The 13205-nt window shown below is 36.8% G+C and carries 14 protein-coding genes; 8 read left to right on the top strand and 6 right to left on the bottom strand.

The annotated features are described in order from the left end of the window. Positions 1-176 precede the first annotated feature (176 nt). The 5 genes from BW951_RS07850 to fabF all read left to right on the top strand — a co-directional run bounded on the left by BW951_RS07850 (position 177) and on the right by fabF (position 4113). Positions 177-1043 carry a helix-turn-helix domain-containing protein gene (locus tag BW951_RS07850; RefSeq protein ID WP_076391536.1) on the top strand — a complete coding sequence of 289 codons (867 nt, stop codon included), beginning with the start codon at positions 177-179 and terminating at the stop codon, positions 1041-1043. A gap of 78 nt (positions 1044-1121) precedes the next feature. Then, positions 1122-1541: an OsmC family protein gene (locus BW951_RS07845; RefSeq protein WP_076391534.1), complete on the top strand. Its 420-nt coding sequence runs from the start codon at positions 1122-1124 to the stop codon at positions 1539-1541. A gap of 293 nt (positions 1542-1834) precedes the next feature. Beyond that, a complete protein-coding gene (locus BW951_RS07840; protein ID WP_076391532.1) occupies positions 1835-2440 on the top strand; it encodes a TetR/AcrR family transcriptional regulator in 606 nt (201 codons plus the stop codon). Positions 2441-2445: 5 nt separating this feature from the next. Beyond that, positions 2446-2871, top strand: a complete 426-nt coding sequence (locus BW951_RS07835) for a PaaI family thioesterase (RefSeq protein ID WP_076391530.1) — start codon at positions 2446-2448, stop codon at positions 2869-2871. Further along, entirely contained in the window at positions 2872-4113 is a 1242-nt protein-coding gene (fabF, locus tag BW951_RS07830) for a beta-ketoacyl-ACP synthase II (protein WP_076391528.1), read from the top strand. It abuts the gene before it with no gap. A gap of 173 nt (positions 4114-4286) precedes the next feature. Here the strand turns inward: fabF and BW951_RS07825 are convergent, their stop codons facing one another. The 3 genes from BW951_RS07825 to msrB form a co-directional block, all read right to left on the bottom strand. Then, the gene (locus BW951_RS07825; protein WP_076391526.1) at positions 4287-5045 is read right to left on the bottom strand and encodes a murein L,D-transpeptidase catalytic domain family protein; all 759 of its coding nucleotides are present in this window, start codon (positions 5043-5045) and stop codon (positions 4287-4289) included. 105 nt (positions 5046-5150) lie between these two features. Next, positions 5151-5549, bottom strand: a complete 399-nt coding sequence (locus BW951_RS07820; protein ID WP_076391524.1) for a DUF7079 family protein — start codon at positions 5547-5549, stop codon at positions 5151-5153. A gap of 14 nt (positions 5550-5563) precedes the next feature. Further along, complete coding sequence (gene msrB / locus BW951_RS07815; protein WP_076391522.1) at positions 5564-6007, bottom strand: peptide-methionine (R)-S-oxide reductase MsrB; 444 nt, start codon at positions 6005-6007, stop codon at positions 5564-5566. Positions 6008-6148: 141 nt separating this feature from the next. On the opposite strand from msrB, the gene BW951_RS07810 reads away from it, so the two are divergent. Next, on the top strand, positions 6149-7393 hold the full coding sequence (locus tag BW951_RS07810; protein WP_076391520.1) for a DUF445 domain-containing protein: 1245 nt from the start codon (positions 6149-6151) through the stop codon (positions 7391-7393). A gap of 56 nt (positions 7394-7449) precedes the next feature. Here BW951_RS07810 and BW951_RS07805 read toward each other — a convergent pair whose 3' ends face one another. The 3 genes from BW951_RS07805 to BW951_RS07795 form a co-directional block, all read right to left on the bottom strand. Then, positions 7450-8487 (bottom strand): quinone-dependent dihydroorotate dehydrogenase, encoded by a 1038-nt coding sequence (locus BW951_RS07805; protein ID WP_076391518.1) that lies wholly within the window; start codon positions 8485-8487, stop codon positions 7450-7452. A gap of 277 nt (positions 8488-8764) precedes the next feature. Further along, positions 8765-9460 (bottom strand): pseudouridine synthase, encoded by a 696-nt coding sequence (locus BW951_RS07800; protein WP_076391516.1) that lies wholly within the window; start codon positions 9458-9460, stop codon positions 8765-8767. A 23-nt stretch (positions 9461-9483) separates the two neighbouring features. Beyond that, complete coding sequence (locus tag BW951_RS07795) at positions 9484-10539, bottom strand: alpha/beta hydrolase (protein WP_076391514.1); 1056 nt, start codon at positions 10537-10539, stop codon at positions 9484-9486. A gap of 153 nt (positions 10540-10692) precedes the next feature. On the opposite strand from BW951_RS07795, the gene BW951_RS07790 reads away from it, so the two are divergent. Then, positions 10693-11205 (top strand): hypothetical protein, encoded by a 513-nt coding sequence (locus BW951_RS07790; protein WP_076391512.1) that lies wholly within the window; start codon positions 10693-10695, stop codon positions 11203-11205. Between the two features lie 265 nt (positions 11206-11470). Continuing rightward, the gene (locus tag BW951_RS07785) at positions 11471-13012 is read left to right on the top strand and encodes a glycine--tRNA ligase (protein ID WP_076391511.1); all 1542 of its coding nucleotides are present in this window, start codon (positions 11471-11473) and stop codon (positions 13010-13012) included. Positions 13013-13205 lie beyond the last annotated feature (193 nt).

The raw sequence follows: 13205 nt of genomic DNA, 5'->3' as shown, positions 1-13205 counted from the left end.
TTTTTTAGTTTTATCCTTATTAAAATCAATTTGATTTTCTAAACTAAACTTAACCACTTAAATCCTCTTAATGGTTCAGAAAATTCAGCAATTAAATTTATATTATTAAGCATGGTTTCAATAATTTAATAGTGTTGAAATCATGCTTTTTTGTACATTTATAGGAAAGCAAAAGGATGTCGCAAACACTTATCTTTGAAGACCAGTACAAGAAACTGGGATTCGAAACTTTTTCCGAAAACAATCTGCACGATTTTAAAGACAACAAGTACAAATCTGAAATTAAAATTTTCTATATTCCTGCAGGATACGACCTGTCTGTAGATTTCAGGAATTATAAAACAGAAAGTCCTTCCTTATTTTTTCTGACGAATCAGCATCTGCAAATTGAAAAAGGAAGCGACGAATCGCATCTGATCTATTACAACCGCGATTTTTACTGTATTCAGATTCATGATAAGGAAGTCGCCTGCGACGGACTGCTTTTTCATAATGTGTTTGAAATTCCTTTTGTTGAACTCGATGCCGAAGAAAATTCTGCAATCCAACATTTATTTCAAAACATCAGAAACGAACTGGAATGGAAAGATTCTTCCGCAGAAGAAATGATCCGAACCTACGTTAAACAAATTATCATCCGCGCCACAAGAAAATGGAAAAAGCAGAATCTGAATAATGATGAAATAAAAATTCCGGCGCACGAACTGGATATCTTTCGGGATTTCAGCCGTTTGCTTGAAATTCATTTCCGGGAAAAACATAATGTGGCTGATTACGCAGAACTGCTTCATATTTCTCCAAAGACACTCACACATAAATTCAAGAATTTAAATCTGGAATCTCCTAACCAGTTTATCATCGGCAGAATTTTACTGGAAGCCAAAAGACTTTTATTTTATACCGATAAACCGGTGAAAGAAATCGCTTACGATCTGGGCTATGAAGATCCGGCTTATTTCAACCGTCTTTTCACGCAAAAAATCGGAAGTACCCCTGCAAATTTCAAAAAAAATTACAATTCGGGAAAAAAGTACAATAGTTAGTTCTTTTTGTGTATTTATCTGGAACGAAATCTGCAATACCTTTGTCACATCAAAATAACAATATTAAAACAAAACATTATGAGACGTAACGCAACAGCCGTTTGGAACGGAACTATTAAAGAAGGAAAAGGACATCTTACCACACAAAGCACCACTTTAAACCAGACTCAGTATTCTTTTAACAGCCGATTTGAAGACGGAGTGGGAACAAATCCTGAAGAATTACTGGCGGCGGCTCACGCAGGATGTTTCACCATGAAATTAAGTGCAGAACTTTCTCAGGCAGGCTATACTCCGGAAGAATTAACGACAAAATCTGTTATTACTTTAGATCCAAGCGCAGGAAAAATTACAAAATCTGAATTAACGTTAACGGCTAAAGTTCCCGGAATTTCAGAAGAAGAATTCCAGAAATATGCAAAAATCGCGGAAGAAGGTTGTCCTGTAAGTGCAGCTTTCAATTTCGAAATTACTTTAGAAGCTACTTTGGCTAACTAAGAATTTGAGCCATTAAGATTTTATTTAAGAAGTTTAGATTAATTAAGCTCTTCACGTAAATTATTTAAAATCTTAATATCAACATGAATAGGAACGGGCTTCAGCCCGTTTTTTCATTCAAAAAATAAACCATAAGGCTTTAGCCAAAATTTAAAAAATAAAATATTCAACTTAATTAATCTAAACTTCTTAAATAAAATCTTAATGGTTTAATATAGACGGATACATTTAATCTTATTATAAAATATACCGATTGGTATATTTTTGTATCTTTGCATGAATTCAGCAGAAAAATGTCAAAAGCAGAAAAGACAAAACAATTCATCATTGAGAAAACCGCCTCTTTGTTTAATACCAAAGGCTATACCTCTACATCTCTTTCGGACATTACAAAAGCGACGGGTTTAACCAAAGGAAGTATTTACGGAAACTTTGAAAACAGAGATAAAGTAGCTCTTGAAGTATATCAGTTCAACGCAGGAATGCTGAAGAAAAATATGCAGAGATCTTTTGGTGAAGAATATCCTACGATGTCTGCCAAACTGTATGCTTTTATTGCATTTTACAGAAAAAACTGGAAAATTGTCTTCCAAAACGGCGGCTGTCCGCTAATGAATGCAGCGACAGAATGTAATGACTCCTTTCCGGAACTTAGAAAGAAAGTACGGCATTCTTTTGAGGACTGGATAAAAACCATCTCAAATATTATCATTGAAGGGCAAAAAAGCGGAGAATTCAAGCCTGAAATTAACGCTGAAGAATTTGCCTCATTATTGGTAATGATGATTGAAGGCGGAATTCTTTTATCCAAAACCACAGAAGACGAAAAATATCTCAATCTCGCTTTAGACAGGATTTTAGAGCTTATCGACAAAGAAATTAAACAAAATATCTCATAATTCATATGGATAAATTACAAATCATAAAATCATTCATCGGAAAAGAGTTTACAGCATCTCCTTCCCCATTTATGAAATGGCTGAATCCCGTTGTTCTTTCGGCAGAAGAAGGACAATTGGAGTTCCAATATAAAGTAAGGCAGGAATGGCTGAACCCAATGGGAAATCTTCATGGTGGGGTTACCGCAGCCATTTTTGATGATGTTATCGGAGCCACAATGTTCTCGTTAAACGAAAAAAACTTTATCGTAACCATAAATAACAGCATCGATTATTTTTCAACAGCAAAAGAAAATGATAATATTGTAGCTGAAACGAAAATCATCAAAAGAGGAAAGCAGTTTGTAAACGCAGAGTGCGAAATCTGGAATGCAGATAAAACGCGCTTAATTGCAAGAGGAACCTCTAATTTATTCAAAATCAGCAATTAAATGAAAAGAGTTGTCATTACAGGACTTGGCGCAGTAACGCCTTTAGGAAATAATGTTGAAGAATTCTGGAACAACAGCATCAACGGTGTGAGCGGAGCCAACAAAATCACCCACTTCGATACAGAAAAATTTAAAGTTCATTTTGCCTGTGAGGTTAAAAATTTTGATCCGAAAGTTCATTTAACACATAACGAAATCAAAAGAAGTGATCTTTTTTCCCAATACGCGATGTATTCCACAGCGGAAGCTTTAAAAGATTCCGGATTAGAGCTTGAAAAAATGGATCCGTACGACACCGGAGTAATCTGGGGAACCGGACAGGGCGGAATGTGGACTTTCGAGAGTGAAGTGATGGAATTTACCAAAGGAGACGGAACACCAAGATTCAATCCTTTCTTTGTTCCAAAATTCATTGCGAATATGGCTTCGGGAATGATTTCAATGAAATTCGGACTTCAGGGAATCAATTACACAACGATTTCTGCATGTGCTACAGGAAATACCGCACTGATGGATGCTTTTAACTACATCAGGTTAGGAAAAGCCAAAGTAATCGTGAGCGGCGGTTCTGAAGCTGCGATCACCCCCGCTTCCATTGGAGGTTTCTCGATTATGAAAGCCATGTCTACAAGAAATGATGATTTTGCCACCGCAAGCCGCCCTTATGATGCAGAACGAGATGGCTTTGTGATGGGAGAAGGCGCAGGAGCCTTAATTCTTGAGGAATACGAACACGCTAAAGCAAGAGGCGCAAAAATTTACGCAGAATTGGTGGGAGCAGCAATGACAGCCGATGCGTATCACATGACAGCACCTCATCCCGATGGAGTCGGAGCCATTAAAGCGATGCAACTGGCTTTACAGGAAGCAGGAATCAACACCGAAGATATTGATTATATTAATCCTCATGCCACTTCTACTCCAATGGGAGATTTGGTTGAATTAAACGGAATCAATAAATTATTTAAAGGAAGTAAAAATCTTGACATCAGTGCTACAAAATCCATGACGGGACATTTGTTGGGAGCTGCCGGAGCTGCGGAAGCCATTCTTTCAATCAAAGCGATTGAAAAAGGAATTATTCCGCCGACGATTAATCTTCACAGGATTGATGAAAACATCCCGAAAGACCTGAATATTGTTTTTGGAGAAGCGAAAGAAAAGAATATCAATTATTCGCTAAGCAATGCTTTTGGTTTCGGAGGACACAATGCCACGTTGATTTTTAAGAAGTTTTCTTAAGCTTTTTGAATAAATCTCTAGCAGATCTTACTGATTGAGCTGATATTGGCGTATAAAAAGGCTGTATTAACTGAGAGAAAATACTATTTTGTAGATTCTTTCTTCGTCAGAATGACAACTATAATGGGAAAATTTAATACAAAAAAAAAGCAGTCGGATTGACTGCTTTTCTGTTATGCTTTCAACCACTCCGATTTGGAAAGGTAATTCTGATCCGGATAATAAATAAAAAGAAGATTTCTTCCTTTTATGGTATTAATGATCGGTTTTGTTAAATCCCTCGGAACTGCGGGACAACCCCAGCTTCTGCCGATCCTTTTGTGCATGGCGGCAAATTCTTCGCTTACATAATCTGCGCCGTGCATAACGATGGCTCTTCTGTAGGCTGCATCATTAAAGCCTTTATCCATTCCAAGTAGTCTAAGAGAATAGCCGTTGTCGCCGTCGTACGTTGCATCCGTGATATAAAATCCTAAGCTGCTCTGCAACGAACTTTCCGTGTTAGAAAAATTCGTAGCAAATTCTTCGCCTGTATTTTTTCCGTGCGCCACTAATGAATTAAACAATACCTTTTTCTCATTCATGTCAATTACCCAAAGTCTTTTTGTGTTCGAAGACATAGAAAAATCGCATACCGTAAGTAAATGCGAATCCCCGTTAAGCAAACCTGCTTTCTTCATATTTTCAAAACCTGTTACCGCTTTGAAAAAAACTTCCTCATTAAGTTCGTGTCCCTGCTCGAAAACAATAGATCTGTATAATTCTTCTGATGAACTTACTGCTGTTGCCGCAGGTTTCTCAGATTTCGTGTCGGCTAATCTTACAATTTTTTTTGTACTGATTTCATTCTTTTCGACTGCCTTTTTTGGAGACAAATAGAATGAAGTAGTAACGATGTAAGCTGCACCTAATAAGCTATACAATGCTTTCATTCACTATTTCACTATTATGTTAAATCCAATTGAGTCAGCAAATGTATAAAACATAATTAGGGTAAGCGCAATAACTCCACAAAGTTTAACGCAATTTAAGAAATTTTAACTACCAGATAATGAGCTACTTCTTATTTTATTATAAAGATATTCAATTTCATCCCAATATTCTTCATTGATGTCTTTATATACCATATAAACCCATTCAACAGCCAATAAATCTAAAGGTTTTTTTGATTCTATCCACTCTATAATACTATTTATAGTTATCTTTTCATCAAACGCAAACCATTCGCCTGCAGGCTGCAGCAAATTTGAAAAAAGTACAGGAAAAACTTCATACTTATTAATTTTTTTCACCTCATCAAAAGTATACGAGCTTTGGAATATTGTGGTAGCTATATATTTTAAATGAAAATCCTGTTTTAATTCCGTATCCAAATACAGATCAGATAATGCAATCCAAATAGGTTTCCGTTCATCAAAATTAATAACTTCTTTCATAGCTCATCATAATATTATTTTTCAGAATCTGCAACAAATTCCAGACTTATGGAATTCATACAGTAGCGTAATCCTGTTGGTTGAGGACCATCATCGAAAACGTGTCCTAAGTGGGAATCGCATCTTTTGCAGAGTACTTCTACCCTTTCCATTCCGTAGGTCGTATCTCTTTTGTAATACACTCCTTCTTTATCTGCTTCAAAAAAACTTGGCCAGCCACAACTGCTCGAAAATTTTGAAGTGGATCGGAATAAATGGTTTCCGCACACCGCACAGTAATATTCTCCCAATTCATCAAATTCATTGTATTTTCCGGTAAATGGTCTTTCCGTTGAGACTTCTCTGGCAATGGCATATAAATCCGGAGGCAGGATTTTTCTCCATTCTTCATTGGAAATATCGAGTTTTGAAGTATCTGTTCTGGAGTAGTATGGATTGTTTTTTGCTTGGTTTTCCATAGAATTTTAAATATTTTTTATCAAAGACAAAATGTAAGCATCAAAACCGGTGCCTTTGAGAAATGAAAATAACGAATTAAAAATTTTTACAACAATATTAACAGGTGAAATTTCACAACCAAATTTACTAAATTTGAGCATATGAATGATGAAGCCAAAAGAAAACAGCTCAGAAAATATAAAGCATTTGCCACAGGATTATTTGTGTTGATGGCGGTTCTGTTTATCGGGACTACCCTATTGCAAAAAACCATAGACTCGCACTGGATAGGTTACGTTCGTGCCTTTTCCGAGGCGGCAATGGTGGGAGCTTTGGCAGACTGGTTTGCCGTAACAGCCCTTTTCCGTCATCCGCTCGGATTGCCGATTCCGCACACCAATCTTATTGAAAACAGCAAACAGAAACTGGGAGACAATTTGGGAAATTTTGTCGTAACGAATTTTCTTTCTCCGGAAAACATCAGACCTTATATCCAGAAGTTAAAAATCTCGAATTTTGTGGGAGAATGGCTCGGAAAAGAAAAGAATCAGGATATTTTGCTTAAAAACCTTTCGGATATTGTTCTTGATATTTTAAATAAGCTCGATGACTCGGAAGTAAGTCGTTTTATCAGCAACAAAGTGTCTGAAATGACCGATACTATCAAACTGAACGCCATTTTAGGCAACGGAATCAACTATCTTTTAGACAAAAACGATCATCAGAGGATTATTACCAATCTTTCTTCTCAGATTAAAAATTATATCGCTGAAAATGATGAAATGATTAAAGACCGCGTGAAAAAAGGAAGCTATACTTTTATCCCTGCTTTTGTGGATAATAAAATTGCTGATAAAATTACCTCCGGACTTTCAGATTTTTTCAAAGAGATTGAACAAGATCCGAACCACGAAATACGAAATCTGATCACCCAGAAAATCTATGATTTCTCCAATGAACTCAAACAAGATCCGAAATGGGAAGAGGAATTCAAAAATATTAAAAATGATCTTCTTAAAAACGACAAGCTGAATGAATATTCCAACGACATCTGGATTTCCATTAAAAATACGTTAACGAAAGAACTTCAGGACGATGAATCTTCATTAAAGAAATATTTATCTAAAAATCTGAATGAATTTTCACAGAATTTAAAAAACGACGAAAATTTTCAGAAAAAAATCGACGACTGGGTTCGTGTTACCGCTTACAAATATATTCTAAAAAATACCCATCAATTCGGAAACCTCATCAGCTCGACCGTCGGAAATTGGCAGGGAAAAGAATTAAGCGAAAAGCTGGAACTGGAAGTAGGGAAAGATCTTCAGTTCATCCGTGTGAACGGAACGATCGTCGGTGGTTTGGTAGGGCTGATTATTTATACAATTGCGCATTTTTTTCTTTAAAATCATAAAAAAGAGCTCAGGCGAACTCTTTTTTGTTTTTCAGAAATTTCAACAAATTATACAGAGAGGCGACCCGCTCTCGTCAAAATTTCCTTATTAATATCTTGAATCAATTCCGGACCTTCATAGATGAAACCTGTGTACAACTGAACCAACGTTGCTCCTGCATCCAGTTTTTCGAGCGCATCTTTTGCAGAATGAATTCCGCCAACTCCGATGATCGGGAATGCTCTGTTGCTTTTATCAGACAGATATTTGATCATTTTTGTACTTCTTTCACGAATCGGTTTTCCGCTAAGACCGCCGTTTCCGATTTCCGCTAAAACTTCAGGTGACGTTTTCAGATCTTCCCGGTTCACGGAAGTATTGGAAACCACGATTCCGTCGATCTTTGTTTCTGCAATCAGTTCAATGATTTCATCTAGTTGATTGGTATTCAGATCCGGAGCAATTTTCAGCAGAATTGGTTTCTGTACAGATTTCGACTGGTTGATTTTTTTCACTTCCGTAATCAGTTCACGAAGGTATTCTACATCTTCCAGTTTGGCGTGGCTTCCTACATTCGGACAGCTTACATTCAGCACAAAATAATCTACGTAAGGATGAAGCCCTTCAAAACATTCCAGATAATCCTGCGTGTAATTTTCGGGAGAAGTATTCGTATTTTTTCCGATGTTTCCACCGATGATGATTTTTCCTTTATTGCCTTTCAGTTTTTCAATCGCTGCTTCCAGACCGTCGTTGTTGAAGCCCATTCGGTTGATAATTCCGCCATCTTCAATTAAACGAAACAGTCTTTTCTTAGGATTTCCCGCCTGAGCTTTCGGCGTTACGGTTCCAATTTCTACAAATCCAAAACCAAGATCTCCCAATTCATTGAACAAAACTGCATTTTTATCGAAACCGGCCGCTAAACCTACAGGATTTTTAAATTTCAAGCCAAAAACTTCTCTTTCCAGACGTTTGTCTTCAATAGGTTTTGGAAAAAATAATTTGGTAAGAAATCCGAAATTTTTTAAGATTGAAAAAGTAAAATGGTGCACTTCTTCAGGATCGAATTTGAAAAGAATCGGACGAATGAGCGATTTGTACATTGAAAAAAAGTTTTACAAAAATACTCATTTTAAAATTAATGTCCGGTTAACGTATGATATTTTATAGAAAATGTATTATAAATGATATCTATAAAACATAAGATCTGTGTAATGTGCTAAAGCTACGATCGTTTGTTATATTGCTTTCAGGAGCTATTTCCCGCTTTCCATTACAATCTTTTTTTGCAAAAAAGGATTTTTATTACAATCGGGGCTAAACCTCGGTCATTAATTTAAATGTGAGAAGTCTTCACAAAGTTGATGGAAGTTTAAGAAATTAAGAATATGCGCTCAAATCCAGTTTCAAAATATCCCCTACTTTTTTGAAATCCTCATCTATTGTAGCATTTACAGTAATTCTTTCGTTGGAAAAAGGATGATTAAATGTCAGTTGATGAGCGTGAAGTGTCATTTTATTGATGTCAAATGTCTGAAGCCATAATTTATTCTGTTTATTACAGCCATGTTTCCGACAGCCTAAAATGGGGTGTAAAATGTGTTTAAAATGTTTTCTCAACTGATGAAATCTTCCCGTTTCGGGGATAGCTTCTACCAGACAATATCTGGAAGTCTGATGTTTTAAAAAAGGCAGATCGATCTCTGAAGTCTGCAGACGGCGATAGTATGTTACTGCATTTTGCGTAATTTCGTTTTCGTTAACCAGATCATAATCAATTGTTTCCTCTTCCTTTGTCCAGCCTCGTAAAATGGCAATGTATTTCTTTTCAACCAGTTTATTCTCAAATTGGGTACTCATCATTCTCAGCGTTTCTTTATCTAAAGTAAACAGCAAAACACCCGAAGTTTTCCGGTCTAAACGATGGACAGGATACACTTTTTGCCCGATCTGCTTTCTCAGTTCCTGAATCGCATACGTATCCGCTTCTCCCGAATAAAAAGATTTATGAACCAACAATCCGCTGGGTTTGTTGATGGCGATAAGATGTTCGTCGCGATAAAGAATTTCTAACATCCGGCAAAAGTAGAAGTTTTATATTATTCTTCAAACTTAAGATGTGTATTAAAAAACGGCAGCATCTGATTTTCAATTCTTCCGTTTTCTTTGCTTACTTCGCTTCCGTGCGTTCCTATGTATTCCTCAGCTTCATGTTTTATACCGAGCATCTCCAGTGTTTTGCTGAAATTCAGGCAGCTTGGCGGAATGTGTTTCAGCTCGTCGTTTCTACCCCAGTCGAATTTTATAGCTTTTAATTTTTTCAGATTTTCATACTGTGAAAAAGGCAGTTCTGAAGTGGAATTTCTGTTCATTTCGTCTAAAATGGCTGAATTAATCCTTACATTTTCACCTTCAAAAGAAAATGGAAGATCTGCAAAAAAGGGAGCTTTATTTTTATTTCCGTTGTAAGCTCTTGCGATGGCAAAGACAATATTTAACCTTGCATTTTCAGGTTTGGATACATCCTGAATGTTTTTAATTTGATCAGCATTTTTATAGAGTTCCATTTCTGAAAGTGCAAAGAAACGGGCGTCTAAAATTCCGGGTGACAGTGCATACACAGAAGAAAAAACTTCGGGATGAAGTATGGCATTTCTCAGCGCTCCGTTTCCACCCATGGAATGCCCTGAAATTCCGCGGCTGTCTTTATTTGCTATTGTTCTGTAATTTTTATCAATAAAATCGACCAGCTCAACAGAAGTGAAATCTGACCAGTTTCCTGAAGATTTTGAATTGGCGTAAAAACTTCCTTTGAAAACGGTGCTTTCATCGGGCATGACAACGATAACGGGTTTTATCTTTTTTGAATAAATCGCCCGATCAAAAATATGATTGATCTTATCGTTGCTCACCAGCAAACTGTCGCTCCAGAAAAAACCGTGTAAAAAATAAATAACGGGATATCTTTTGGAGGATTTTTCATAATCCGGCGGAAGATAAACGGTTACTCTTCGCTTAGGATTTTCTCCGGCGCTATTCTGTAATGTTTTAGCGGTAATATAGGTTGTAACGATCTTTCCCCCAGAAATTTTCTGCGCAAAAAACAAATGACTTACCAAAAGAAAAACGACAATTAATAATCCTGATTTTTTCATGATTCAATTTTGATAAAGCAAATTACGATAAATTGTCTCAAATTAAGACAATAATAATTAAAATGATTTCATACCTCTGATATTGAAAAAAATTAACATTTTAAATTCTTTTGATAAAAGAGAGAATTTTTATTTTCGCGCAAATTTTTAACTATGAAAAAGCTATTATTTACTTTACTGCTTAGTATTTTTCCATTAATTTCTTTTGCCCAGAATTCAGATTCACTGAAGTTGGGGAAATCCAACAGAGAGTTTTTTATCAAAGGAGATCAGAAATTTAAATTTTCCGAGTATAAAAAAGTGTTCACCAATCCTGAAGCACTGAACTACATGAAGAAAGCGAACACGAACAGTACGGTTTCTCAGATTTTCGGAGCAATTGGCGGTGGTTTTATCGGTTTCGGATTAGCAAAACAGATATTACGTACCAAAACGGCTTATCACAATGGTGTAGCCTACAAAGTAAAAGATAAAAGCGGTTGGGGATTGGTAGGAATCGGAGCAGGATTTGTGGGAATCGGGATTCCTTTTGCGATCAGTTCCGGAAAAAATCTGAAGAAAGCTGTGGATACGCAAAACCAGAACCCAGAAGGCGGAGAAGCAAAAACCGCTTCTTACAGGTTAGACATCACAGGAAACAGCATCGGATTATCCTACAATTTCTAAAATATACAAGAGCAGTTTTTACAACTGCTTTTTTTATGCTGTTCTTAGTAGTCCTGATTGAACGGCATGTCTGAGCTCTTTTTCTGTTTTCAGCGCGGCGGCTCCGCCGCGCTGAAAACAGAAAAAAGCGAGTAGTGAAAGCAGGTTCCCGACTCCTGAAAATTAAAAATGTAAATATTTGCTGTCTATTGACGGCTTTTTTTATTGAATTTCATGGAATTGGGATTCAAATTCATATTTTTGCACTTTCAGACGTTAAAAAATTATGGCAAAGCAAGAAGATGTTTTCAAGAAAGTGATTTCTCACGCTAAAGAATATGGTTTTATTTTCCCTTCGAGTGAGATCTACGATGGTTTATCCGCTGTTTATGATTATGGACAAAACGGAGCCGAGTTAAAAAATAATATCAAGCAATACTGGTGGAAAGCGATGGTACAGCTTAACGAAAATATTGTGGGTATTGATTCGGCGATCCTGATGCACCCGACTACATGGAAGGCTTCGGGGCACGTAGACGCTTTCAACGATCCATTGATTGATAATAAGGATTCTAAGAAACGTTTCAGAGCAGATGTTTTGGTGGAAGATTACTGTGCTAAAATTGAAGATAAGGAGAACAAGGAGATTGAAAAAGCAGCGAAAAGATTCGGTGAGGCTTTTGATAAAGAGCAGTTTGTGGCAACAAATCCAAAAGTTTTGGAATACAGAGCCAAAAGGGAAGCAATCCTTTCCAGACTGGCAAAATCTCTGGAAAATGAAGATCTTGCTGATGTAAAAGCATTAATTGAAGAGCTGGAAATTGCTGATCCGGATACCGGTTCTAAAAACTGGACGGAGGTAAGACAGTTCAACCTGATGTTCGGAACTAAGTTAGGGGCTTCCGCAGATTCTGCAATGGATCTTTATTTAAGACCGGAAACTGCGCAGGGAATTTTCGTTAATTTCCTGAATGTACAGAAAACCTCCCGTCATAAACTTCCTTTCGGTATTGCACAGATCGGAAAAGCGTTCAGAAACGAGATTGTTGCAAGACAGTTTATCTTCAGAATGCGTGAATTTGAACAGATGGAAATGCAGTTTTTCGTAGCTCCGGGAACAGAACTTGAATTCTACGAGCAATGGAAGCAAAAGCGTCTGAACTGGCATTTGGCTTTAGGTTTGGGTGACGAAAATTACAGATTCCACGATCATGAAAAACTGGCTCACTACGCAAATGCTGCAGCAGATATTGAATTTAATTTCCCTTTCGGTTTCAAAGAACTGGAAGGTATTCACTCAAGAACGGATTTCGATTTAAAAGCGCATGAAGAATTCTCAGGCAGAAAACTTCAGTTCTTCGATCCGGAAAGAAACGAAAACTATGTTCCGTATGTGGTGGAAACTTCGGTTGGTTTAGACCGATTGTTCTTAGCTTTATTCTCTCATTGTTTAAGAGACGAAGTATTGGAAGATGGTTCCGAGAGAACGGTTTTATCTTTACCTCCGGCTTTAGCGCCAATTAAAGCAGCGATTCTTCCGTTAATGAAGAAAGACGGATTGGCAGAATATGCAGAACAGATTTTCAACGATCTGAAATATGATTTCAATTTATTCTACGAAGAAAAAGATGCGATCGGAAAACGTTACAGAAGACAGGATGCGATCGGAACACCTTATTGTATCACGATCGATCACGATTCTTTAACGGATCACACGGTGACGATAAGAGACAGAGACACGATGGAGCAGGAAAGAGTTCCGGTTTCTGAGTTGAGAAGAATTATCGACGAAAAGACAAGTTTCAGAAATTTACTTTCTAAAATATAGACCGAAAGCCTTGAGAAATCAGGGCTTTTATTTTTTTAAAAACATATCCCCGAATTTGCTATTTTTGAAATTCAAATTTTAACCATGAAAAAATTAACACTTTTGGTTTTTGGTCTTATTCAGACAATTGTATATTCTAAGACTCAGGATCTGGCTTCTTTAGCATCAGGAAAAATGTTGGGATGAGTGCGCT

Origin of the sequence: Chryseobacterium gambrini (genome assembly GCF_900156825.1) — a bacterium.
GTDB classification, from domain to species: Bacteria; Bacteroidota; Bacteroidia; order Flavobacteriales; family Weeksellaceae; genus Chryseobacterium; species Chryseobacterium gambrini.
Note: the sequence above shows the minus strand (reverse complement) of the source record. Positions and strands in the feature narration are given on the sequence as shown.